The 22,184-nt window shown below is 62.3% G+C and carries 24 protein-coding genes; 11 read left to right on the forward strand and 13 right to left on the reverse strand.

Annotated elements, in window-relative coordinates; genetic code table 11:
• Window positions 1–3 precede the first annotated feature (3 nt).
• From GTW23_RS06670 to GTW23_RS06680, 3 genes are all read left to right on the forward strand, one after another.
• The gene (locus GTW23_RS06670; RefSeq protein WP_252915149.1) at window positions 4–984 is read left to right on the forward strand and encodes a cation diffusion facilitator family transporter; all 981 of its coding nucleotides are present in this window, start codon (window positions 4–6) and stop codon (window positions 982–984) included.
• 95 nt (window positions 985–1,079) lie between these two features.
• Window positions 1,080–1,994, forward strand: coding sequence for an MBL fold metallo-hydrolase (locus GTW23_RS06675; protein WP_343200294.1), 915 nt, complete (start codon window positions 1,080–1,082; stop codon window positions 1,992–1,994).
• Window positions 1,991–2,374: a rhodanese-like domain-containing protein gene (locus GTW23_RS06680; RefSeq protein WP_252915150.1), complete on the forward strand. Its 384-nt coding sequence runs from the start codon at window positions 1,991–1,993 to the stop codon at window positions 2,372–2,374. Before GTW23_RS06675 ends, GTW23_RS06680 begins: the two co-directional genes overlap by 4 nt.
• A 126-nt stretch (window positions 2,375–2,500) precedes the next feature.
• Here GTW23_RS06680 and GTW23_RS06685 read toward each other — a convergent pair whose 3' ends face one another.
• The 3 genes from GTW23_RS06685 to GTW23_RS06695 all read right to left on the reverse strand — a co-directional run bounded on the left by GTW23_RS06685 (window position 2,501) and on the right by GTW23_RS06695 (window position 4,733).
• Window positions 2,501–3,409: a CHAD domain-containing protein gene (locus GTW23_RS06685; RefSeq protein ID WP_252915151.1), complete on the reverse strand. Its 909-nt coding sequence runs from the start codon at window positions 3,407–3,409 to the stop codon at window positions 2,501–2,503.
• On the reverse strand, window positions 3,406–3,894 hold the full coding sequence (locus GTW23_RS06690) for a CYTH domain-containing protein (protein WP_252915152.1): 489 nt from the start codon (window positions 3,892–3,894) through the stop codon (window positions 3,406–3,408). Before GTW23_RS06690 ends, GTW23_RS06685 begins: the two co-directional genes overlap by 4 nt.
• Before the next feature lie 245 nt (window positions 3,895–4,139).
• Window positions 4,140–4,733, reverse strand: a complete 594-nt coding sequence (locus GTW23_RS06695) for a TetR/AcrR family transcriptional regulator (protein ID WP_252915153.1) — start codon at window positions 4,731–4,733, stop codon at window positions 4,140–4,142.
• Window positions 4,734–4,981: 248 nt separating this feature from the next.
• Between GTW23_RS06695 and GTW23_RS06700 the strand changes: the two genes are divergently transcribed.
• Window positions 4,982–5,347, forward strand: coding sequence for a hypothetical protein (locus tag GTW23_RS06700; RefSeq protein WP_252915154.1), 366 nt, complete (start codon window positions 4,982–4,984; stop codon window positions 5,345–5,347).
• A gap of 200 nt (window positions 5,348–5,547) precedes the next feature.
• On the opposite strand, the gene GTW23_RS06705 is transcribed toward GTW23_RS06700, so the two are convergent.
• Genes GTW23_RS06705 through GTW23_RS06715 form a run of 3 tightly spaced genes read right to left on the reverse strand, consistent with a single transcriptional unit; the run spans window position 5,548 to window position 8,726 of the window.
• Complete coding sequence (locus GTW23_RS06705; RefSeq protein ID WP_252915155.1) at window positions 5,548–6,705, reverse strand: Gfo/Idh/MocA family protein; 1,158 nt, start codon at window positions 6,703–6,705, stop codon at window positions 5,548–5,550.
• Between the two features lie 15 nt (window positions 6,706–6,720).
• A complete protein-coding gene (locus GTW23_RS06710; protein WP_252915156.1) occupies window positions 6,721–7,611 on the reverse strand; it encodes a TIM barrel protein in 891 nt (296 codons plus the stop codon).
• 11 nt (window positions 7,612–7,622) lie between these two features.
• Window positions 7,623–8,726 (reverse strand): Gfo/Idh/MocA family protein, encoded by a 1,104-nt coding sequence (locus GTW23_RS06715; protein WP_252915157.1) that lies wholly within the window; start codon window positions 8,724–8,726, stop codon window positions 7,623–7,625.
• A gap of 138 nt (window positions 8,727–8,864) precedes the next feature.
• Between GTW23_RS06715 and iolD the strand changes: the two genes are divergently transcribed.
• From iolD to iolG, 5 genes are read left to right on the forward strand one after another with little or no spacing between them, the layout of a single operon-like run.
• Entirely contained in the window at window positions 8,865–10,730 is a 1,866-nt protein-coding gene (iolD, locus tag GTW23_RS06720) for a 3D-(3,5/4)-trihydroxycyclohexane-1,2-dione acylhydrolase (decyclizing) (RefSeq protein WP_252915158.1), read from the forward strand.
• Window positions 10,731–10,775: 45 nt separating this feature from the next.
• Window positions 10,776–11,756, forward strand: a complete 981-nt coding sequence (gene iolC / locus GTW23_RS06725) for a 5-dehydro-2-deoxygluconokinase (protein WP_252915159.1) — start codon at window positions 10,776–10,778, stop codon at window positions 11,754–11,756.
• Between the two features lie 29 nt (window positions 11,757–11,785).
• A complete protein-coding gene (locus GTW23_RS06730; RefSeq protein WP_252915160.1) occupies window positions 11,786–12,628 on the forward strand; it encodes a 5-deoxy-glucuronate isomerase in 843 nt (280 codons plus the stop codon).
• Entirely contained in the window at window positions 12,625–13,476 is an 852-nt protein-coding gene (locus GTW23_RS06735) for a class II fructose-bisphosphate aldolase (RefSeq protein WP_252915161.1), read from the forward strand. Before GTW23_RS06730 ends, GTW23_RS06735 begins: the two co-directional genes overlap by 4 nt.
• Before the next feature lie 24 nt (window positions 13,477–13,500).
• The gene (gene iolG / locus GTW23_RS06740) at window positions 13,501–14,490 is read left to right on the forward strand and encodes an inositol 2-dehydrogenase (protein ID WP_252915162.1); all 990 of its coding nucleotides are present in this window, start codon (window positions 13,501–13,503) and stop codon (window positions 14,488–14,490) included.
• 96 nt (window positions 14,491–14,586) lie between these two features.
• Here the strand turns inward: iolG and GTW23_RS06745 are convergent, their stop codons facing one another.
• The 5 genes from GTW23_RS06745 to GTW23_RS06765 all read right to left on the reverse strand — a co-directional run bounded on the left by GTW23_RS06745 (window position 14,587) and on the right by GTW23_RS06765 (window position 18,522).
• Window positions 14,587–15,132 carry a hypothetical protein gene (locus GTW23_RS06745; protein WP_252915163.1) on the reverse strand — a complete coding sequence of 182 codons (546 nt, stop codon included), beginning with the start codon at window positions 15,130–15,132 and terminating at the stop codon, window positions 14,587–14,589.
• A gap of 293 nt (window positions 15,133–15,425) precedes the next feature.
• The gene (locus tag GTW23_RS06750; RefSeq protein WP_152008381.1) at window positions 15,426–15,659 is read right to left on the reverse strand and encodes a hypothetical protein; all 234 of its coding nucleotides are present in this window, start codon (window positions 15,657–15,659) and stop codon (window positions 15,426–15,428) included.
• Window positions 15,656–16,318, reverse strand: a complete 663-nt coding sequence (locus GTW23_RS06755; protein ID WP_152008382.1) for an acyl-homoserine-lactone synthase — start codon at window positions 16,316–16,318, stop codon at window positions 15,656–15,658. Before GTW23_RS06755 ends, GTW23_RS06750 begins: the two co-directional genes overlap by 4 nt.
• A gap of 42 nt (window positions 16,319–16,360) precedes the next feature.
• Complete coding sequence (locus GTW23_RS06760) at window positions 16,361–17,116, reverse strand: helix-turn-helix transcriptional regulator (RefSeq protein WP_152008383.1); 756 nt, start codon at window positions 17,114–17,116, stop codon at window positions 16,361–16,363.
• A 371-nt stretch (window positions 17,117–17,487) separates the two neighbouring features.
• Entirely contained in the window at window positions 17,488–18,522 is a 1,035-nt protein-coding gene (locus GTW23_RS06765; RefSeq protein ID WP_252915164.1) for an AraC-like ligand-binding domain-containing protein, read from the reverse strand.
• A gap of 133 nt (window positions 18,523–18,655) precedes the next feature.
• Here GTW23_RS06765 and GTW23_RS06770 point away from each other — a divergent pair, with 133 nt between their 5' ends.
• Window positions 18,656–19,678: a carbon-nitrogen hydrolase family protein gene (locus GTW23_RS06770; protein ID WP_252915165.1), complete on the forward strand. Its 1,023-nt coding sequence runs from the start codon at window positions 18,656–18,658 to the stop codon at window positions 19,676–19,678.
• 83 nt (window positions 19,679–19,761) lie between these two features.
• The gene (locus tag GTW23_RS06775; protein WP_252915166.1) at window positions 19,762–20,427 is read left to right on the forward strand and encodes a pyridoxamine 5'-phosphate oxidase family protein; all 666 of its coding nucleotides are present in this window, start codon (window positions 19,762–19,764) and stop codon (window positions 20,425–20,427) included.
• 126 nt (window positions 20,428–20,553) lie between these two features.
• Here GTW23_RS06775 and GTW23_RS06780 read toward each other — a convergent pair whose 3' ends face one another.
• The gene (locus tag GTW23_RS06780) at window positions 20,554–20,892 is read right to left on the reverse strand and encodes a chaperone modulator CbpM (protein WP_152008387.1); all 339 of its coding nucleotides are present in this window, start codon (window positions 20,890–20,892) and stop codon (window positions 20,554–20,556) included.
• On the reverse strand, window positions 20,889–21,848 hold the full coding sequence (locus GTW23_RS06785; protein ID WP_252915167.1) for a DnaJ C-terminal domain-containing protein: 960 nt from the start codon (window positions 21,846–21,848) through the stop codon (window positions 20,889–20,891). The genes GTW23_RS06780 and GTW23_RS06785 overlap by 4 nt, the downstream gene beginning before the upstream one ends.
• Between the last annotated feature and the right edge of the window lie 336 nt (window positions 21,849–22,184).

Below are 22,184 nucleotides of genomic sequence, written 5' to 3' on the forward strand. Positions count from 1 at the left end.
ATCATGGCAGGCCATCACCATCATCATCACATGGATCCCGGCGCAGGCGACGCGCGGGTGGCCTGGGCGGTCGTCGTCAATCTGGGGCTGACGGTGGCGCAGATCATCGGCGGCATCGTCTCGGGTAGCCTCGCCATGATCGCCGACGCCATCCACAACCTCTCCGACGCGATGTCGCTTGTCATTGCCTTCTTCGCCCGCAAGATCGCGCGGCGGCCCGCCGACGGCAGCATGACATTCGGCTATGGCCGGGCCGAGGTGGTGGCGGCGCTGATCAACTACACGACGCTGATCGTGATCGGGTTCTATCTCATCTACGAGGCGGTGATGCGCTTCATCGAACCATCCGGCGTCGATGGCTGGCTGGTTGTGATCATCGCCGGGGTGGCGCTTGTGGTCGATGTGGTCACCGCGCTTCTGACCTGGTCGCTGTCAAAGGACAGCGTCAACATTCGAGCCGCCTTCCTGCACAATGTCGCCGATGCGCTCGGCTCGGTGGCGGTGATCTTCGCCGGCACCCTGATCATTCTCTATGACTGGCAGATCATCGATCCGCTCGTCACGCTGGCGATCGCCGGCTATATCCTTTGGATGTCGTTCTCCGAGATCGGCGGTGTCATCCGCATCCTGATGCTCGGTTCTCCCACGGACCTGGATACCGGCGCGGTGCTAAAGTCCGTCGAGGCCATCGATGGCGTGACCGGCATCCATCATGTGCACCTGTGGCAGATGCAGGAGCACCGCGCGGCTCTCGATGCGCATCTGGTAATCGATTCCGGCCGCTGGGACGATGCCGACGCAATCAAGCTGGCGGTGAAAGAGAAGCTGAAAGCCGATTTCGAAATCGGCCACACGACACTGGAACTGGAATGCTCGAAACATGCCTGCGTGGGCGCGGAGGTGATCGGCGACGGACCGGAGCCGGAAAGCCGGGAGCACCGACACGGGCACAACCACGGGCATGCTCATGACCACGGGGACTGAGCCACTGGCCGGACCCGCAGGACGTATTGCCTGATCAAATCCGGAACTTTCCTCCTGCTGACACATTGTCAAATGCAGATATGAAGGAGGCAGAGTTGAGTCCACACAAGCAAAGCCACTCGCGCGGAACAGGTTCGGCAGACGTCGTCGGTTTTTATGATGATGACACCGGCAGCATTCAGTATCTGGTTTCAGATCCGCAAACCGGAAAGGGCGCGCTGATCGATGCCGTCATGGGCTTTGATCCTGCGCATGCATCAATCGATCCCCAGGGTGTCAGCAAGATCATTGAATATGCCCGTGACACCAATATCGACATTTCATGGATTCTGGATACCCATCCGCATGCGGACCATCTCATGGCCTCCTGGTATCTCAAACAACGTCTCGGCGCGGTCAACGCGATCGGCGAGAAGGTCCGGGACATCGCCGAGCTGTGGCGCAAGCTCTATCATTTGCCCGACGCCTTTCGGCCCGAGCGGGATTTTGATCGACTGTTTGGCGATGGCGAAACCTTCAAGATCGGAAAGCTGCCGGTTCGGGTCATGCTGACGCCGGGACACACGCTTGGATCGGTGACCTATGTCGTGGGCAGCGACGCGGCCTTCGTCAATGACACGTTCATGCAGCCCGATGTGGGGACCGCACGGGCCGATTTTCCCGGTGGCTCGGCCGGCCAGCTCTATGACAGCCTGCAATCCATCCTTGCGCTCGATGACGAGACGCGGCTGTTTGTCGGCCATGACTACGGCACCGACAGCCGCACCGAACCAGCCTGGGAATCGACGGTTGCCGAACAGCATACCTCAAACGCCCATATCGGTGGCGGAACATCGAAGCAAAACTACGTCAAGCAACGTGACGCCCGCGACAAGACGCTTGCCCTGCCGGACCGGATGCTGCACGTGCTGCAGATGAACCTCAGGGCCGGGCGGGCTCCCGAGCCCGAGAGCGATGGCAAACGCTACCTGAAGATTCCACTGAACCGTTTTCCCAAGGAGACAGCATGAAAACCGAAGAGACCAACAAGGGCACTCTGGAAAACTGGACCCCGCAGGAGGTTGCGGAAGCCTTCGAACGCGACGAGATCGTGTTGATCGACGTGCGCACGCCGCAGGAATACAGTTTCGAGCGGATCGACGGCGCGCTGCTGGCTCCGATGCAGGCCTTCCAGGCGGTGCACATGCCGGGGCAGGGCGAGAAACGCATCGTGTTTCATTGCGGATCGGGCGTGCGTTCGAAAAAAGTCGCGGAAATGTGCCTGAATGCTGGCATCGACCGGATCGCCCACATGGAGGGTGGCTTTGGCGCCTGGAAGGAGGCCGGTCTGACCTACACCGGCACCGACATGACCACGGGTGCACCCAAGCACATGAAGAAGTCCGGCTGAGCATCCGGCAACAGGTCGTTCGATCATGAAACGGCCGCTGCGGGTTTTCCGCAGCGGCCGTAGGCGGTTGTCTGCCCTTCGAGCGGCCGGTTGCCTTGCCGGATTTTGTCGGCCATGCGGCCATGCTCAGCCCGCCGCGTCCCGCCACAGCGCGGATATGTGGGCTTCGAGCGCGCCCGGGCTGTCCCCGAGCAGGTTCTTGACGATGTCTCGGACCTGATCGTGCAGGCGTGCCGAACGGGCAATCATGCAGGCGCGCAGAACGGCGATCTCGGCTTCGCTGCCGATCGCCTCAGGGTCCGTGGCGATCAGCGTTTTAAGGGCGTCGAGGTCATGGTCGTCGCCGAGCGCTTCGCCGGCGATGTCGGCAATCCGTGCACGCAGGGCCATCTCGCCGGGCCAGGCGAGGCTCAATAACTGGATATGCATGCGGTGATACTTGATACGCTTGCGAAGGTCGTGCCAGTCTTCCGGATCGCCGCTTTCGATGGCCCTTTCCAGGGCGGAGACCGCCTTGCCGTAGTTCTTTGCGGTGCCCCCTGCCAGCAGGGCGATGGCCTTCTTCCGCCTGGCGGGAAGCTGCAGATCGGCGAGGGCTCCAATGCCGTCCTGGCAGATGGCGATGGCCGCGGTGATCCTGGCGTCGAGGTCAACTGCAGCGGTGGCAATCCGGTCACGGCGCGCGGCCAGCCGGGCGCGGATTGCCTTGAGAGCCGGCCGGCTCTCGCCTGCCGCGCCCGAGGCGAGCAGATGGTCGAGTGCCTCGACCAGTGCCGTTGCATCGCGCACCTCGGACAATGTGGCCGCCATGTCGCGCAGCCGGGCATTTTCACGGGCAAAGAAATCGGGTGCGGCGGCACGGACCAGCCGGAACAGGCCCCTGAGCCGCTTGAAGCGCTTGCGGGCGTCGTGAATGGCCTGATAGGGGCCGTCGGGCTGGCGGCGCAAAACATGGATGGCGCGCTCATACTGGATTTGGGCGATGCGGACCACTTCACCGGTCAGGGGCTTGCCGGGCCTGATGCGGTAACTCACGGGCGCTCATCCCCAGGCCCGCCTACCGGCCAGCCATTCATCGCCAGCATGGCGTTCGACCAGGCCGGGTCGCCGGTGACCTCGCGCCCCAGCCAGGAGGGCAGGACCGGATCGTCGCTCTCCGAGCGCATCTCCACCTCGGCTGTCACCAGCCCGGCAAGCTGGCCTGCATAGACATCGATCTCCCAGACGAAACCGTCGATGGTCAGGACATGGCGGGTTTTTTCGATCAGCCGCCCGCGGCTGGCTTGCGCCATGGCATGCGCATCGGCAACCGGGATCAGGTATTCGAACTCGTGCCGGGTCATGTCCGAAACGCCGACCTTGACCGTCAGTTCCGCCTGCGTCTCATCGGAGATGCGCACCCGCATCGAGGTGCCACCGTCGATAGCGACATAGGCCTGGACGATGGCCTTCGAGCTCTCGACGGCATTGCGCCAGCCGTCGTTTTCCACGAGGAATTTGCGTTCGATCTCAAGGGCCATAAGGTATTTTTGGCGGAAACGACTGTCACATGCAACCGCAGCAGTAAGCCCTGCTCGCGGGACCGGAAGGTTACCCGACACGCCAAGCGATCCGGACGCTGGAGGCCGGGCTTCAGCCGCCAGCCATTCCGCTCCCCATTGGGGATCGTTTGCTGGAGTGGGGGATGGGACCCTCGGGACGCCGCACTCATGATAGCCATTCGTGTGAAACGCGGGAAATTTGACCCCGGACCGCATAGGGTGTGTCAGGTATCGCGTTTCTTCGCCAACGTTACCAGCCCCTCAAGCGCGTCGGTGGTCACCTTTGTCGTCGCTCCAAAAAGCCCTTCCGTGACGTTCAAGCCCCACAGAAAGACAAAGATGAAGCTGGCCGCCTGCTCCCTGGATAGACCATTGGATTCCGAAGATGTCGATACCCCAAGTTGCGCAATCAATTCTGTGTATCGTTTCTGCAGCATCTCGTGTGCGACAGGGTCGTGGCGCGCTTGTTCCAGGCCGACGGCCGCCAGCCTTTTGAAATCCACACCGTCGTCGCTTTCGATTGCGGAGAGCGCGGCCCACAGGGACCCGATCACGTCAGCGATGGATGTATCGCCGTTTGCTTTCGAGGCCGATGCGGCAACCAAAGACAACAGATCCTGGGACTGCTGGATGCTGGCACGGACCAACTGCTCCTTGCTGTCGAAATATGTATAGACCGCTCCCGCCGACATTCCGGATGTCTGAATAATGTCGGCCATGGAAGTGTTTTGAATGCCATTGGCCTGAAAGCAAAGGCGCGCGGCCGTGAGAATACGGTCCTTTTGCTGCTGGCGTCTTCGTTCGGAAATGCGGGGCATCGGCAACCCTTATCGTTTGGCCGGGCGCTTGACAACATTTGCTCTCACGCTACAAAAAGAATAAGTATTCTCTTTGAGCCAACGGCCAATCGTCCCGAAAAAGGGCGTTTGCGCGACTGGAGAAGTCATGTCGAAGCGCGATCCATCCGAGGTGCAAACCTTCTTTACCCCGGCCGTCAAACGGCTGGCGAACATGCAGCCTTACTAGCCGTCCCGATCTCCAATCGTCTTTCAAGAGGAAACCTTCGATGTTCAAACTGACAGCTACAATCGGCACCGCGATGTGCGCAGGCTTGTTCCTGTTGTGCTTCTTCGTTCCGACGACTTTCGTCATGCTTTATGGTGCCAGTGCCGACGCAGGGGCCGCCTTCATGGGCCGTCGCGCCTCCGTATTGTTCCTTGGCCTTGCCGTTATCTTCTGGCTCGCGCGCGATGCCGAAAAGAGCGCACTTCGCGATGCGATCTGCTTTGGCGCGGCGGTCGCCTTCGGCGGTGCTGCGCTGACCGGTTTCTGGAGCTACTTCAGCGGTACATCAGGCCCGCAGATGATCCTGTCGGCCATGGGCGAGGCAGGTCTCGCGGCCTTGTTCTTCCTGTCAACAAAACGGCCCTGATGCACCGCTGGCTCTGCGCCCTGCCACTCTGAAGCGCCGTAAAGGTCGGGTGTCGCTCATCTCACCTGTCACAGCGTCAGCCAAGTACCGCGCCGCTCATACACAGGCTGATCGGGCTGAGCCATACCCATGTCAGCCCACCGGTTGGCGAACGCGCTTGCCGGCCGGCAGCATTCTTTGCACTCTGCCGGCCTTGCCCGCTACCTGAACATCGGCGGCCGAGCGTCGACCCAGATCCCGTCCGCCTTGCCGGACTCGGCCACCGCGAAGACGGCAGCCATCGAGCGCAGTCCGTCCTCGGCGCGGGGGTAGAGATTGGCGGCAGTGTCCATCGCCCGGCCTTCTTTCCCGGCGCGGATGGCTTCGGCCAGATCCTTGTAGATATTGGCGAAGGCCAGCGGCATGCCTTCGGCGTGGCCGATGGTGACGCGGCTGGTGCGGTCGGCCTCGGGAGAGAGGTTGACTTCACCCCGCTCAATCACCTGCAGTCTGCCGCCAAGCGGCATCCAGTAAAGCTGGTTGGGTTGTTCCTGGGCCCAGCGGAGCCCTCCGCTTTCGCCGAACACCTGCAACGTCAGCCCGTGCTGGCGGCCGATGGCGATGGACGAGGTCCAAAGCCGCCCCACTGCTCCGCCGTCCATGCGGAAATTGACCATGGCATCGTCTTCGAGCTCTCGGCTCGAAATACAGGAGACAATGTCGGCGGAGAGTTTTTCGACTTCCTGGCCGGTGACGAAACTTGCCATGTGCAGCGCGTGGATGCCGCAATCGGCGAACTGCGCCGAGACGCCGGCCTGGGACGGATCGTAGCGCCAGCGCACGCGCGGATTGTCGGCGTCGGCTGCATCGGCATGGTGTCCATGGGCGAACTCGGCCTTGACCAGCCGGATCTTGCCCAGATCGCCGCGCGCGACCATCGCCTTCATGTGGCGGACCAGTGAATAGCCGGTGTAGCCGTAATTGACCGCGCAGATCTTTCCGGTGGCGCGGGCGGTGCGGACGATATCCTCGCCCTGTTCAATCGTCATGGTCATCGGCTTTTCGCAGAGCACGTGAAAGCCCGCCTCGAGAAAGGCCTTGGTGATCTCGTAGTGGGTGGCGTTCGGCGTGGCGACGGTGACCAGGTCGATGCGGTCATCGCGGGTGCGCTCGCCCTCAAGCATCTCACGCCAGTCGCCATAGGCGCGGGTCTCGTCCAGTCCAAGCCGCTGGCCATAATCGCGGCCGGCGTCGGGCCGGTGGTCGAGCGCGCCGGCTGAAAACTCGAATTCGCCGTCAAGACCGGCGCCGAGCCGGTGCGCCGGGCCGATCTGGCTGCCTTCGCCGCCGCCGATCATGCCCCATTTGAGTCGTGTCATGGCCAGGTCCCCCGCTCAGAAGCCGATGGATTTGAGATAGGCGCGGTTGGCTGTGGCGTCGCCCAGCGTGTCGGGGTCGAGCAGCGGATCGCAATCCTGCTCCACCGTGCACCAGCCCTCGAAACCGTGGTCGAGCAGGATCTGCCGCACCGCCGGGAAATCGACGTCGCCCTGGCCGAGATTGCAGAAGATGCCCTGGCCGCAGGCATCATAGAAACCGGTGCGGTTGGCAATCGCCTTCGCTTTCACATCCGGATCGATGTCCTTGAAATGCATGTAGGAAATGCGGCCGATATGGCGTTTCATGAATCTCACCGGATCAAAGCCCGCATAGGAGTGATGGCCGGTGTCGAAACAGATCTTCAGCACCGTTTCGTCGACCTCGTCGAGCAGGCGCTCGAGTTCCGGTTCGAAATCGATGAAGCCCGCCGCGTGGGCATGGATGCCGACGGTGAGGCCGTAGTCTTCCGCGCCCATCTTCGCCACGGTGGCGATGCGGTCGCGAAAGGCCGACCATTCGGCCTGGTCCATCTGCTCGGCCTCGCCGGCGCGGCCGGCGGTCGGCGCGCGGCGCGGCGAGATCGAATCGATCAGCACCAGGTGCTTTGCGCCATGGGCATGAAGCGCCTTGCAGGTCCTGACCGCGCCGTCCATCACGTCGTCCCATTGCGCCGGATCGTGGAAGGCGCGGAACACCACGCCGCCGATCAGCTCCAGCCCGTGCTGGTCAAGCGCCTCGGCAAGGATCGCCGGGTCCTCGGGCATGAAGCCCACGGGCCCGAGCTCGATGCCGGTGTAACCGGCTTCCGCGCATTGGGAGAGCACCGTGCGCCAGGCCGGGTTGCGCGGATCGTTTGGAAACTCAACGCCCCAGGAGCAGGGCGCATTGCCGATTTGGATGGTCATGTCCTAAAGCCTCAGAGCGTTTGGATGGTTTGCCAGGTTTTTGTCCGTGACGAAGCGAAGGCCGCCGCCACGATTTCGTTGACCGCGAGCCCGTCGCGGAATGTCGGCCAGACCGGCTCGCCGGTCTCGATGGCGCGAAGGAAATCCCGTGCCTCGATTGTAATCTGGTCCTGGTAGCCGGTGCCGTGGCCGGGGCCCTGGCAGAACGGCAGGTAGTCGGGATGTGCGGGGCCTGTCAGGATCTTGCGGAAGCCGCGCACGGCTTCCGGCTCTTCCATCCGGTAGAGCCAGAGCGCATTCTGGTCTTCCTGGTCGAAGCGGATCGCGCCCTTCGTGCCGGTAATCTCGTAGGCGTAGCCCATCTTGCGGCCGGTGGCGATGCGGCTGAAATGCATCTGTCCCATCGCGCCATTTTCAAAGCGGCACATCATCTGGCCCTGGTCATCATTGCCGACCTTGCCGCCGGGCCGGGTGGCGTGAACGGTCTCGATCTCTGCGATCAACGCGCGGATCGGGCCGGCGAGCGCCAGGGCTGCGTTGATCATGTGCGGGGCAAGGTCGCCCATGGTGCCATTGGCGCGACCGTCGGTGCGCCAGCTCGCCGGGGCTTGCGGGTCTGCATAGAAATCCTCGGTATGCTCGCCGCGGAACCAGGTGATGTCGCCAATCGCGCCTTCGGCGATCAATTGCCGGGCGAACCGGCTTGCTGGCGTGCGGATATAGTTGAAGCCGACCATGTTGGCCGCACCGCTTGCCTCCGCCGCTTCCACCATGGCGCGGCTGTCGTCGAGCGTGGCGCCCATGGGTTTTTCACACAGCACCGGCTTGCCAAGCGCGAAGGTGGCCTCGGCAATGACGCGATGGGTGGATTGCGGCGAGGCGATGATCACGGCCTCGACCTTCGGATCGGCCACCAGCTCCTGCCAGTCGCGCGCCGCGCGCCGGAAACCGTAGGCTCTGCGGTAGCGTTCGGCCGAGTCGGGCGAACCTGCGGAGACCATCTCAAGCCTTGGCCGCAGGCCGGTGTCGAACACCGCGCCGACAGCCGTCATCGCCACCGCATGGGCCTTGCCCATGTAGCCTCCGCCGACGATTCCGATGCCGATCTCTCCCATATCAGCCTCTGTTTTGAAATTCAGTTTGCAACCGGTTGCAAAATAAGTATCCTCGGAATCGGAGTTTCGCAAGCGGCATTTTGGGAACCGGAAACAATCCGGAGAATCTGCCGCTGCCATCGGGAGGTTGCAGCGCTCATGAATGACGGGACCGTTCGGCTGACGACAGCGCAGGCCATCATCAGGTATCTGGCCAGTCAGTTCATCGAGATCGATGGCGAGGAGATGCGCCTGTGCGGCGGCGGCTTCGGCATTTTCGGCCATGGCAATGTCACCTGCCTGGGCGAGGCGCTGTATGACCATCGCGAGGCGCTGCCGCTCTATCGCGGCCAGAACGAGCAGAGCATGGGCTTTGCCGCCGCCGGCTATGCCAAGCAGTGGCTCAGGCAGCGCTTCATGTTCTGCACCGCGTCGGCGGGGCCGGGGACGGCCAATCTCCTGACAGCGGCGGCGCTGGCGCACGCCAACCGGTTGCCGATGCTGATGCTCTGCGGTGATATCTTTTTGACGCGGCTGCCCGACCCGGTGCTGCAGCAGCTCGAGCATTTCGGCAATCCGGCCATGGGGCTGAACGACGCCTTCAAGGCGGTGAGCCGCTACTGGGACCGGATCACCCATCCGGCGCAGATCATCCAGTCGCTGCCCGCGGCGATCGCCACCATGCTCGATCCGGCCGATTGCGGCCCGGCGTTCCTCGGCCTGCCGCAGGATGTGCAGGGCTGGGCCTATGACTACCCGGTCGAGCTGTTTGAAAAGAAAGTCCATCGCATCCGCCGGCAGGCGCCGGATGCGGCGGAAATCGCCGATGCCGCGGCGGCAATCGCTTCGGCAAAGCGACCGGTGATCATCGCCGGCGGCGGGGTGCAGTATTCGCGCGCGGTCAAGGAGCTGACTGCCTTCGCCGAAGTGCGGCAGATCCCGGTGATCGAGACCATCGCCGGGCGTGCGAACCTGCTCAATGATCATCCGCTCAACATCGGCCCCGTCGGCGTCACCGGTTCGGACAGCGCCAACGCGATTGCAGAAAAGGCCGACGTGATCATCGCCATCGGCACGCGGCTGCAGGATTTCACCACCGGCTCCTGGACCGCCTTCGACAAGGCGGCGAAGCTCGTATCCCTCAATGCCGCGCGGCACGATGCGTCCAAGCACCTGTCACTGCCCGTTGTGGGGGATGCGAAACTTGCGATCGAAGCGCTCGATGCGGCGCTTGGCGGCTACACAAGTCCGGCGGACTGGACCGGTTTCGCGCAGGACCAGCGCAAGGCCTGGGACGCCTATGTCGCGGGCAATGTGGCGCATGGAAACCGGCCAAATTCCTATGCGCAGGCGATCGGCGTGGTCAACGCGCTGTGCGATGCCCGCGACCGGGTGGTCACCGCCGCGGGCGGGCTGCCGGCGGAAGTCACCGCCAACTGGCGCACGCTCGATATCGGCACCGTCGACGTCGAGTTCGGCTTTTCCTGCATGGGCTACGAGATCGCCGGCGGCTGGGGGGCGCGCATTGCGCAGTTCGAGCGCGAGCCGGACAAGGACACCATCGTCTTTGTCGGCGACGGCTCGTATCTCTTGATGAATTCCGACATCTATTCCTCGGTGCTGAGCGACCGCAAGCTGATCATTCTGGTGCTCGACAATGGCGGCTTTGCCGTCATCAACAAGCTGCAGAACAACACCGGCAATGAGAGCTTCAACAATTTGATCGCCGATTGCCCGACGGTTGCCGAGCCCTTCGCTGTCGATTTCGAGGCGCATGCGGCGGCGATGGGCGCGATTGCCGAAACGGTCTCCAGCCCGGCCGAACTGGGCGAGGCATTCAAGCGCGCCAAGGCGAGCCCGAAGACCCATGTCATCGTCATGAAGGTCGATGCCTATGACGGCTGGACCGCGCAAGGCCATGCCTGGTGGGAAGTCGGCACGCCCCACGTGACGGACAACCCGAAGGTGGAAGCCGCGCACAAGGAGCAGGAATCCACCCGCGTCAAGCAGCGCAAGGGTATCTGAGGCGATGAAGAGCTTTCAGACCCAATCCTTGCGGGGGCGACGGAGATGAACGTTCTCGAGGGCATCAGAGCGCGGAACTTCCTCGTCATCGGCCGGGTCGGCATGGATCTGTCGCCCGATCCAGCGGGCACCCGCACCCGGGACGCAAGTTCGATGATGGTGGCGATGGGCGGTTCCAGCGCCAACATTGCGGCGGGCCTGGTAAAGTTCGGCTGCAAGGCCGCGCTGGTGACCAAAGTGTCCGACGATGCGGTCGGCTGGTATTGTCTGGGTCAGCTCGATCACTACGGCATCGACCGCGGCCACGTGAAGACGGTCACCGGGGAATACCGGACCTCGCTTGCGGTCTACGAGACCCGGGTCGAGGAGCACCAGAGCGTCATCTACCGCAACAACGCCGCCGACTTCCAGATGGACATCGCGAATGTCGAGGCGGTTGACTACGCCAGCTACGGCGCGCTGATCACCGCCGGAACGGTGTTTGCGGCCGAGCCTTCGCGCACGGCCGCGTTCCGGGCCTTCGAACTGGCGCGGGCTAGCGGGCTGCCGATCATCTTCGACGTCGATTACCGGCCCTATTCGTGGCCCTCGCCGCAGGTCGCCGAAGAGGTGCTGTCGCGCGCGGGCAGCCTGGCCGATGTCATCGTCGGCAATGATGAGGAATTCGGCTTCATGGCCGGCGGCATCGAGATGGGGCTTTCCAAGGCGCGAGACCTTGCCGGTTCGAGCGCCGCGATCGTGGTCTACAAGATGGGCCCCGAAGGCGCGATCACGTTTTTTGACGGCCAGGAGATCCGCACTGGCATCTATCCGGTGGACGCGCTCAAACCCACCGGCGCGGGCGACAGTTTCATGGCGGGCCTCCTGGCCTCGCTGTCGGAAGGCCGCGACATGCGCGACGCCGTGCTGCGCGGCTCGGCCTGCGCTGCAATCGTCGTCTCACGGCCCGGCTGCGCCCCGGCCATGCCCGACACTGAGCAGCTCGAGGCCTTCCTCGCATCCCATCCCGGCCCGACGCCTGTCTGAGCCCCATATCGTCTGAAAGGACCAGAACCATGCATATCGCGCCCTATGACAACGCCAACAAACCCATTGTGGATGTCGAGAACGCCTGTGTTCCGCTCAACTATTTCAACATCGTCAAGCTCAGGAAGGGCGAGGCGTTCGAATACCAGGTGCCCGGCTACGAGACCTGCATCGTGCCTGCCACCGGCAGCGTCGATGTCAGCGTCGAGGGCGTGTCCTTCGCCAGGCTGGGAAACCGCGGCGTCGATGTCTGGGACGGCGAACCGGAGGGTGTCTATGTGCCCGTCGGCGCGAAGGTGACGATTGTCTGCGTGTCGAATCAGACCGAGACCTTCATCGCCGGTGCGAAATACGACAAGGTGCTGGAACCCTTCGATGTGCGCGCCGACGGGCTCGATCTTGTGCAGTACGGCTCCGACGACACCAAGACCCACCGCAAGATCAAGCACATTCTCGGCCAGAAGCAGCATGGCAAGGTTGGCCGGCTCTTGGTCAGCGAATTGTTCACCGTCGGGCAGGGCGGCTGGTCGGGTTTTCCGAGCCACAAGCACGACACCGACCGTCTGCCCGACGAGACCCGGCATGACGAGACCTACAATTTCCGCTTCCGGCCCAATCACGGCTCCGGCGTGCAGATGCTGCAGCGCGAAGACAACAAGCCGGGCGACGCCTATCACATCGTCGACGGCTCGACGATCTGCCTCGACAAGGGCTACCACCCGTGCTGCGTGCTGCCGGGCTACGAGATGTATTATTTCACCATTCTGGGCGGGTTGAGCCAGCGCTCGCTGATCCAGTATTTCCAGCCCACCCATGCCTACCAGATCGAGACGATCCCGGGCATCAAGGACATGGTCGCGAAGTTCAAATGAGCATTGCAACACTCGCCGAGGTGCTCCAACCGGCGCTGAAGGGTGGATATGCGGTCGCCGGCCTGGTCACGCTCGGCTGGGAAGACATGCGCGCCTATGTGGCGGCCGCGGAAGCCGAAAACCTGCCGGTGATCCTGCAGGCCGGGCCCTCCTGCCGGGCGCATACGCCACTGCCGGTGCTGGGCAAGATGTTCCGGTACCTGGCCGAGAATGCCAGCGTGCCGGTGGTGGCCCATCTCGATCACGGCTACACCTTCGAGGACTGCAGGGAAGCGCTCGACAGCGGCTTCACCTCGCTGATGTTTGACGGCTCGCGCAAGCCGCTCGAGCAGAACATCGAGGAGACCGCGCGGATCGCCGAAATGGCGCACGAGGCCGGCATTTCCTGCGAGGGCGAGATCGGTTTCGTCGGCTATTCCGGCGGCGAGAATTCGGCCGGCACCGATCCCGAGGAAGCCGCAAAGTTTGCGCGCGAAACCGGGGTCGACGCCATGGCGATCTCGGTCGGCAATGTGCATCTGCAACAGGACAGGCAGGGCGGACTGGACGAGCCGCGCATCCGCGCCATCGAGGCGCTGACCGCGGTTCCGCTGGTCATCCATGGCGGCTCCGGTGTGCCGGTTGCCCAGCGCACGGCGCTGGCGCGTGGGTCGCGGATCTGCAAGTTCAACATCGGCACCGAACTCCGCATGGCCTTTGGCGCGGCCCTGCGCGAGGCGGTCAACCGTGATCCGGATCGCTTCGACCGGGTGACGATTCTGAAAGAGACCCACGACCCGGTGACAGCTGTGGCACGGCAGGTGATCCGTGCGCTTGGCCCAACCCAACCCGAACCGGCGCAATTTTAGCCGGCGCAACAGGAAAAGACGGACATGCTCAATATTGGAATTCTGGGTTGCGGCCGCATCGGCCAGGTTCATGCCAGCAGCGTCAGCCACGTGGATGGTGCGCGGGTGGCCGCCGTCGCTGATGCGTTTCCCGCGGCGGCCAGCGCGCTTGCCGAAAAGACCGGCGCCCGGGTGATGAGTACGGATGAGATCATCGCCAGCCCGGATATCGACGCGGTGGTGATCGGAACGCCGACTGACACGCATTTCGATCTGATCGATAAGAGCGCGAAGGTCGGCAAGGCGATCTTCTGTGAAAAGCCGGTCGACATGTCCGCCGACCGGATCCGTCAGCTGATCACGATCGTCGAGGCTACGGGCGTGCCGTTCCTGACCGGGTTCAACCGCCGCTTCGATCCCGGCTTCGCGACCATGCGCGCCCGTATCGCTGCCGGCGAGGTCGGCGACGTCGAACTCGTCACCATCCTGTCGCGTGATCCTTCGCCGCCGCCGGTCAGCTACATCAAGAGCTCTGGCGGTCTGTTCCGCGACATGATGATCCATGATTTTGACATGGCGCGGTTCCTGCTCGGCGAGGAGGTGGTTCAGGTCTACGCCACCGGTTCGGCGCTGGTCGACCCGGCGATCGGTGAGGCCGGCGACGTCGATACCGCCGTTGCCGTGCTGACCACCGCCTCGGGCAGGATCTGCCAGATCTCTAACTCGCGCCGCGCCACCTACGGCTATGACCAGAGGGCCGAGGTGCACGGTTCGCTCGGGCTGATCAAGGCCAACAATGTGCCTGAAAACAATGTCGAGATCGCCAGCGGCAACGGGTTCCGCTCGGCGCCGGCGCAGCATTTCTTCCTCGAACGCTATGCAGGGGCCTATGTGGCCGAGATGATCCACTTCGTGGAGTGCGCGGCCTCGGGCATGGCGCCGTCACCCGGAATCCGCGACGGGCTGGCAGCCCAGATGATCGCCGATGCGGCTGCCATGTCACTTGAAACCGGGGTCCCGGTCAGGCTGGGCTGACGGGACGTCACAATCAGAAACGCTCCCGGCTGACTTTTTGCCGGGAGCTCAACACGCTGAGAGCTATTCAAACCGGCTCTGACCGGGAAATCCGGATCAGGCAGCCTTGGCGGCGTCACCGGAGATGTTCTTGGTGACGGTGTCGAGTGCCCATTGCTTGATCTGGGCTTCGAGTTCCTCGTTGCGCTGACGCAGCGCATCGACCTCGACATCCATCTTTTCGCGCTCGGCCTGGTGGATCGCGTCGAGCTCTTCCTGCAGTTCCTTGTTGCGGGCGCGCAGAGCCTCGACGTCCTGGCCGTTCATCGAATCCATCTGGTTCTGAAGGGTGAGGATCTGCGACTTCATCTTTGACTGGAATTCCGACAGCGCGGCGATCTGGGCTTCCTGCTCATCGAGATCGGCGGTGGATTTCGGCGTCAGGAACATTGCACCGATCGAAAGAACCGCGAACAGCGGAACGAGTATGGCCGCGGGGCCTGCCAGGGTGTGAATAAGCCCTGCGTGACCGATGTCGAACATGGCCGCGAAAAACAGCGTTCCGAGCGAGATCGCCACGACCCCGAGGAGTTTCGCAACCAAGCCCATCAAGCCGCCTTTGCCGTTCTGAGCCTTGGTTTTTTCTGATTTCTGGGCAGCCACGACGAACTCCTTACACGATAACAAAAATGTTGACCTGAACCGGCGCAAGGACGTGTCGCGCCCTTACGGGCTGCGGTTCCATGCGAACGCGGTCTGCAATGTTGATTAACATGCCGGGATCGGGAGCGATCGGGTTGGCGCGCGAGAGTGCATCATGCCGCCCCTTGAGGGGTCTCGCAGTTTAAGGTTAACCGAATGGATTTAAGGAAAGGTGAAAGCCGCGCGGCGGATAAAGCCGGAGCCGGCATGATGGTGCGCCGATGATGCGATTGCGATTACCGGCGCAGCCGGGATCAGATGCGGCTGTGGCTGTCGCGCGCATCCGGGTCGCTGTGCGGCGAGTTGGCGGTGTCGAAGCAGGCCGTGACCTCCATACGCGCCATCTTGATCAGGTAGGAGAGGAAGCGCGTGTCGGAGCGTGGCTGATCTTCGCCGGTGCTGCGCGAGAGCTCATAGGCGCTGGCCAGAAGCGCCTGGATTTTCAGCAGTGTAATCGTCTGGTCGATTCCAGCCGGCTTGTCGCTCATGAGAAAGCCCCGGCCCGAGAGGCCTGATCCTGCGTGATGAAAGGCAGTTGCGCACCCCTGCGGACAATCAGCGACCGTTCGATACCGGCGTGGATCCTGCCCGATTGCAGCGCGACCTCGCTGACTTCGACATAGGCGACAAGGCACCAGTCACCCGACAGGATGCGCGGCATGCCCGCCGGTATGACTTTCCATCCCAGATCGAGCCAGCGCTTGAGCAGGAACTGTTGCAGAACACCGCCGGTATGGGTCACCCCTTCGTCAAGGCAATATTCCATCACCGCACAGAACATCTGCCCGAGGATGCCAGTGGCACCAACGCCGCGATACTCGGGCAATACGTAGGTGCGGGTCCAGTCAGCCCATTCGGGGCTGCGGGGCAGGCCGATGTTTTCGCACATGTGCGGAAATTCTTCCGACACCAGATTCGGGACCGTGGTCGGCATCAGCCGCGCGGAGGTGACCACCCGGCCTTCGAGCATGCCGAGCAGATAGGTCGAGTCCGGCGTGTCGAATGGATCGAGTTCCAGCCCATCGTCGCTGATTGGCACCCAGCGATTGGCTACCGCATAGTAGTCGTGGCGGCGGCGAAGGAACTCCTCGAACTCGCGTTCGTAGAGATGCTTGTTCCGTGTGTTGACAACATGAGCTTCAATCATCTTCTTTCCCCTTTGCTCCTGGGGGAAAGGTAGTCCTCGTGGCTAGCGAGCGTCGCCTAGCGATTCGGCCAGTTGACCCAGGGTGATCTCGCCTTGTTGAAGTGCACGTGCAACCGCGTGGGTCGTGTTGGTGGCGTTGAGCTTCATGCGGATCTGGGCGGTGTGAAAGCGCACCGTCTTTTCACTGATACCGAGAATGACCGAGACGTCCCAGCAGGATTTGCCCGCCGAGGTCCACAACAGGACTTCGCGCTCGCGGGAAGACAGTCTGCCGCGGCCCGGCCGCCTCTGCTGGCGTCGCTCGATTGCCGAGGAGGTGTAGACTGCCATCAGGTTGAGAGCCCCGCGTTCTCGCGAGCTCAGCCTCAGCCTGGTCGCTGCGCCGAACGAGATGGCCGAAAGCCATTCATCCCTTGAAAACACCGGCACGATGTAGCCGTCTGCCAGACCGTGCTCTGCGGCTTCGCCTGCCACCTGGGCCGCGCCGTCGCGTTGCGCAAATCTCTGGTCGACCTCATGCCAGGCAAAAGGAGACATGGTCGAATAGACCTGCTGACAGACCGAGTCGGTGCCGGCATAATCACGCTCGACATAGCGATCCCACCAGTCCTGGGGAAAGCGGTTGGTCTTGACCAGAGGGTCGATCGCGTTGTTGCCGACCGGCAGGCCGGTATAGATCATGTGCTGGAAGCCGTAATCGCCAACCACCTGCAGCAGATCATCGAGCAGGTCGTCAATCAGGATGTGATTGTCGACGCGCTCGATAAATTCGAAGACTTTCGTATCCTGCACACCCATCTAAATACCCGAATTGAAAAGGCCTTTGCGCCGATTGAATCAGCTCATCATCTGGATAAACTAACCCTTAAAATTAAGTGGTGCAAATATCATTGTCATGCAACAGGTCATTCATCTAACGTACAATGCTGTATAAAGTTTGATTTCTAACTAATTTGTGCGCCACGGTTGCCGAAGATGTCGTTTGCGACCCATGTATCGATATAGAAGTATTTCAGATATATCAGGTTGATACATGGTGGGTTTGCGGTCGGTTCTGGGTGCGGTGATCTGTATCTGGTATTGTCCGGTCGTTCCGGGGATTGCGCTGCAAAGAGTTTTTGCGGCCGGACCAGTGCTGCGGCCATGAACAAGTTTCAGGATTTTGCGCTCTATTCCGGCTTTCCCGCAAGCCTTGCTGACTGGACACTGCCGTCCGGCCCGGCGGCGCGATATTCTCGCGGAGATATGCCGTAGTGTTCCCTGAAGATGCGCGAGAAATGCTGCATGTTGTTCAGGCCCCAGCGCATGGCGATGGCGCTCACAGTCCAGCCGGCAAAAAGCGGATTGCGCAGATCGGAGGCAACGCCGGCGAGGCGCAGTAGCCGGATCTTCGAGGCGACCGATGTGCCTTCCGCCTGAAACACTTCGCTTAGGCGGCGCACTGAAACCGACAGGGCCGCGGCAATCTCCGCGCGATCCAGATCAGGATCGCGGATCCGCTGTGCAATGATGGTGTCAGCCTGGTGGATGAGCCGGTTCTCTGTCGCCGTTCGGACCGCCTCCGCACCGCGCAATGTCGTCAGTCCAGTGGCGCACAGGTCTATGATGCTGTCTTCGAGACAACGGCGGGTGGCTGGATTTGCCGTCACCTGGGCACCAATCAGGCGCAGCACACTGTCGCGGACAAGCCCGCCGATCTCTGATGCCCCGCTCACGGTCAGACCGGTCAGGAGGTCTGCATTGGGCAATCTTTGCAGCAATTCGAGGCGGGGTATCTGAACCACCAGTTGGCGGAACCCGTCGGGCAGAGACAGATCATAGGGGTCGATGGAGCTGTAAAGGGCGAAATCGCCCTGGCCAAGTTCGGCCATTCGTCCGCACTGCTGGATCAGCCCGTTCCGTTCCAGCTGGATGCTGAGCAGAAACCACTCGTCGGTGGCCTTTGCGATGTCGTGCCTGCGGCGGCGCACCAATTGCTGGCTGCCGGAGACTATGGAGGTTGATATGCGCGGCATGCGATTGAGCCGGATTTCTCCGGTAAAGTCGCTTCGGCTTTCCGAAATGCACTCGAGCTGGACATAGGCGTCACAAACAGCCTCGCGCCAGAATGCAAATCTGTCGCGTTGATGCACGCTCGACGTGCTCAGGTGGATGCCGGTCTCGATCAGTACAGCCTCCTTTGTCTTGTCTTGAGGATTGACCATTCCCGTCGAAAATCAAGCGGTTTTTCACCGCTGCCCGGAATCACAAGTCCACGCGCCCAAACTGCAAAGCATCGCAGTCCCGGCGGTGGCAGGGTGATCTGCGACGCATAATCAAAACAAGGGAACACTGGAAATGTCAGGATCTTTCAAAGTTGCAGCAGTGCAGGCCGCTCCGGCCTTTCTCAATCTGGATGCGGGTATCGACAAGGCGGTCGGACTGATCGAGCAGGCGGCGGCTGAGGGCGCGAAGCTGATCGGTTTTCCGGAAACCTGGCTGCCAGGCTATCCGTGGTGGATCTGGCTCGATGCGCCGGCTGTGACCATGCCCTATGTCATTCCCTACAATCTCAACTCGGTCGAACGCGGCAGCGCGCACGACAAGCGGCTCGCCAAGGCCGCGCGCGACAACAACATCCAGGTCGTCATGGGCTTGTCCGAAAAGCACAACGGCACGCTCTACCTTGCCCAGTGGCATTATGGCGCCGATGGCGAGATCATCTCGCGGCGGCGCAAACTCAAGCCGACCCATGTCGAGCGCACCGTGTTTGGCGAAGGCGACGGCTCCGACATGGTGGTGCGGCAGACGGATCTCGGCCGGGTCGGTGCGCTGTGCTGCTGGGAGCATCTTCAGCCCTTGAACAAATACGCGCTGTACTCCCAGAACGAGCAGATCCATGTCGCCTCATGGCCGAGCTTCAGCCTCTACAAGGGCGGTGCCTATGCGCTCGGGTCAGAGCTCAACACCGCGGCGAGCCAGATGTACGCCGCCGAGGGCCAGTGCTTCGTCATTGCCGCCTGCGCGACGGTGAGCCAGGAGATGGTCGACATGCTTTGCGACAATCCGATGAAGCAGCAGTTCCTGACCACAGGTGGTGGTTTTGCGCGCATCTTCGGGCCCGACGGCTCGCCTATGGGCAATGTGCTGGACGAGCATGAGGAAGGGCTGGTGATCGCCGAGATCGATCTCAACATGATCTCGATCGCCAAGGCGGCGGGTGATCCGTGCGGGCATTACTCGCGCCCCGACGTGTTCCGGCTGATGTTCAACCAGAAACCGAGCCCGGTGGTGATGGCCTTCGACAACGAGGCGGCGCGGGCGATTGCTGACGCGGCCGAGGAACAGCTCGGCGTGGTTCAGCAAGCTGCTGCCGAATAAGCGCCAGGCCCTCTGTCTCCCCGGCACGCAAGGTCCGGAACATTGAGGGCAGGGGGCGCCTCCACATCAAAAGGATTGTCGAGATGCTTACAAGCAACGAGTTCTACACCGATGCGCAACGCCAGCTGCAGGCCCGGCATGACAGCGTCAAGCTCGCCGATGTGGTGGTCCAGGCGATCGTCCGCGACGAAATCGAGCCCCCGCACGTGCCCTTCATCGAGAGCCGGGATTTCTTCTTTCTCTCGACGGTCAGTGCGGAAGGCGAGCCGACGGTAAGCTACAAGGGCGGTGCGCCGGGGCTGGTCAGGGTTCTCGATTCCCGGACCCTGGTGTTTCCCAATTACGACGGCAACGGCATGTTCAAGTCGATGGGCAACATATCGGAAGCCGGCAAGGTGGGTCTGCTGTTCATCGACATGGAAACGCCGAACCGGGTCCGGGTTCAGGGCACTGCCACGCTTTCGGCAGACGATCCGGAACTTGCCGGCTATCCCGGCGCCAACATGCTGGTGCGGGTGGATGTGACGGCCTGTTTTCTCAATTGCGCGCGCTACATCCACACGCATACGCGGATTGCGCCGAGCCCCTATGTTCCGGACGCGAAGGGCGAACAGCCGTTCCCGAGCTGGAAACGGATCGATCTGGTGCAGGACGCGCTTCCCGCCAGGGACGTGGGCCGTGCGGCGGCGGAAGGCGGCATCATCAGCTTTGACGGTTATGTCGAGAAACTGATGGACGGCACATCCTGACAGCCGGACGTAACGTGATGAGGTCTGCGCTGGTTGGCGGGAGGGCTCAGACGGGGGCCGGTGCTGCACTGCAAAGCGTCGGCTCCCCGGGGTGGCCGTGAGCGACCGGAGTTTGCGCCCTGGCGCTTACCCGCGGCGGGACCGCCTGGTTTGCGCCAGGGCCTCAAGAACGGCAGCCTTGACGTCTTCGTCCTGGGCCAGCACGGCGTGGCTGAGCGTGTACAGGCGCTGTCTGGTGTCGTGCAGCTGGTCGAGCAGATCGAGAACCACCGGCAGAGTCTCTTCCTCGACATCCATGTCGTAGCGCAGCGTGCAGATCAGCCGGATCCGGGCGAACTGGATCTCGCTGAAGCTCGCGGTTCCCGACTGCTCTGCGACCTCGACAAGAGCGCCACGCATCCATCGCTCAAGATCGTCGCGATGAAGCTCGGGGATGAGCGCAATCACCTCTTCCAGGTTTTTCATGACAGCATCTCCTTGCGCGGATTTTGGGCTTGCCTGGGTGTCCAGCCTTCAAGGAACGCCGACAGCTCCGGCTCGTCGCCCTCGGGCAGAACCACCTTGAGGCTGACATAGAGATGACCTCTCACCCCGGTCTTGCGGTTCTTGATGCCGCGGTCCTTGAGCCTGAGCTTGGTTCCGGAATTCGATCCCTTCGGCACGGTCAGGCTGACATGGCCGGTCAGAGTCGGAACCTCGATTTTTGCTCCCAGGACGGCTTCCTTCAGTGTCACCGGAACATCGAGATGAATGTTGTCATCCTTGCGCACGAAATGTGCATCGGGCTCGATGTGCAGCTCGATATAAGCGTCACCGGCAGGGCCGCCGCCATAGCCTTGCATGCCCTGGCCCTTCAGACGAAGGGTCTGGCGATCCTCGGCGCCCTCGGGGATCGTGACCTTGAGGGTCTTGCCGTCGGGAAGCTGCAGCGTGTTCACGCCGCCCCTGGCCGCGTCGAGAAAAGAAACCCGCAAGGTGTAGCTGACATCTTGTCCCGGCGCTTTCATCCCGGCCTGGCCTCGGCTGCGACCGCCGATACCGCCGCCCATACCGCCGCCCATGCCACCGCCCATGCCACCGAAAGCGCGGGCGAGAAACTCCTCGAGATCCTCGTTGCTGGCAAAGCCGTCCTGGCCGGCGTGGAAGCCCGAGGCCCGCGGGCCGGCATGGTCGCGATAATACTGCTGCTGGTACTGTTCGGCGCCCGAGGCATCGATCTCGCCGGCATCGAAACGGCGGCGGCGGTCCTTGTCCTTGAGAAATTCATGGGCCGCAGAAATCTCCTTGAACCTGGCCTCGGCCTGCTTGTCGTCGGGATGCAGGTCGGGATGGTACTTCTTGGCGAGCTTCTTGAAGGCAAGCTTGATCTCCTGATCGCTTGCCCCCTTTTTCAGCCCGAGGACCTCGTAGGGGTTCTTCATGCGGTTCGCTCCAGCTTCAATCGGCAATCCTTGACATCATCGCGGCAGCGCGGCCATGGCTCTTGCATTGGACGGCCTTCCCGTCAGCATGTCGACCGACGCAAAGACGACCTGCACATCCTTGCTAGCATTGCCTGCAGGCGGGATGCATTGAGCCTGATCAAGCCGCTCCAGCTGCCGCTGCCAAGGTCGCTGTCTATGCGGCACAGATGGGAACGGCAGGGCTCGTTTTGAAGGGCAAGACTTAAATGGCCAGTCTTGAAGGACCAGTCTTGAAGAGCCGGGCCTGCCGCTCTTGCTGCGAACGCGGGGGCTCGTGTCGGACACAGCTAGCCA

Source organism: Parahoeflea alexandrii, assembly GCF_024105735.1.
In the GTDB taxonomy this organism is placed as follows: Bacteria; Pseudomonadota; Alphaproteobacteria; order Rhizobiales; family Rhizobiaceae; genus Hoeflea; species Hoeflea alexandrii.

Coding starts and splice junctions, on each gene's coding strand:
- GTW23_RS06670 (WP_252915149.1), top strand. CDS start 4: ATGGCAGGCCATCACCATCATCATCACATGGATCCCGGCGCAGGCGAC.
- GTW23_RS06680 (WP_252915150.1), top strand. CDS start 1,991: ATGAAAACCGAAGAGACCAACAAGGGCACTCTGGAAAACTGGACCCCG.
- GTW23_RS06690 (WP_252915152.1), bottom strand. CDS start 3,894: ATGGCCCTTGAGATCGAACGCAAATTCCTCGTGGAAAACGACGGCTGG.
- GTW23_RS06695 (WP_252915153.1), bottom strand. CDS start 4,733: ATGCCCCGCATTTCCGAACGAAGACGCCAGCAGCAAAAGGACCGTATT.
- GTW23_RS06700 (WP_252915154.1), top strand. CDS start 4,982: ATGTTCAAACTGACAGCTACAATCGGCACCGCGATGTGCGCAGGCTTG.
- GTW23_RS06705 (WP_252915155.1), bottom strand. CDS start 6,705: ATGACACGACTCAAATGGGGCATGATCGGCGGCGGCGAAGGCAGCCAG.
- GTW23_RS06710 (WP_252915156.1), bottom strand. CDS start 7,611: ATGACCATCCAAATCGGCAATGCGCCCTGCTCCTGGGGCGTTGAGTTT.
- GTW23_RS06715 (WP_252915157.1), bottom strand. CDS start 8,726: ATGGGAGAGATCGGCATCGGAATCGTCGGCGGAGGCTACATGGGCAAG.
- iolD (WP_252915158.1), top strand. CDS start 8,865: ATGAATGACGGGACCGTTCGGCTGACGACAGCGCAGGCCATCATCAGG.
- iolC (WP_252915159.1), top strand. CDS start 10,776: ATGAACGTTCTCGAGGGCATCAGAGCGCGGAACTTCCTCGTCATCGGC.
- GTW23_RS06730 (WP_252915160.1), top strand. CDS start 11,786: ATGCATATCGCGCCCTATGACAACGCCAACAAACCCATTGTGGATGTC.
- GTW23_RS06735 (WP_252915161.1), top strand. CDS start 12,625: ATGAGCATTGCAACACTCGCCGAGGTGCTCCAACCGGCGCTGAAGGGT.
- iolG (WP_252915162.1), top strand. CDS start 13,501: ATGCTCAATATTGGAATTCTGGGTTGCGGCCGCATCGGCCAGGTTCAT.
- GTW23_RS06750 (WP_152008381.1), bottom strand. CDS start 15,659: ATGAGCGACAAGCCGGCTGGAATCGACCAGACGATTACACTGCTGAAA.
- GTW23_RS06755 (WP_152008382.1), bottom strand. CDS start 16,318: ATGATTGAAGCTCATGTTGTCAACACACGGAACAAGCATCTCTACGAA.
- GTW23_RS06760 (WP_152008383.1), bottom strand. CDS start 17,116: ATGGGTGTGCAGGATACGAAAGTCTTCGAATTTATCGAGCGCGTCGAC.
- GTW23_RS06765 (WP_252915164.1), bottom strand. CDS start 18,522: ATGGTCAATCCTCAAGACAAGACAAAGGAGGCTGTACTGATCGAGACC.
- GTW23_RS06770 (WP_252915165.1), top strand. CDS start 18,656: ATGTCAGGATCTTTCAAAGTTGCAGCAGTGCAGGCCGCTCCGGCCTTT.
- GTW23_RS06775 (WP_252915166.1), top strand. CDS start 19,762: ATGCTTACAAGCAACGAGTTCTACACCGATGCGCAACGCCAGCTGCAG.
- GTW23_RS06780 (WP_152008387.1), bottom strand. CDS start 20,892: ATGAAAAACCTGGAAGAGGTGATTGCGCTCATCCCCGAGCTTCATCGC.
- GTW23_RS06785 (WP_252915167.1), bottom strand. CDS start 21,848: ATGAAGAACCCCTACGAGGTCCTCGGGCTGAAAAAGGGGGCAAGCGAT.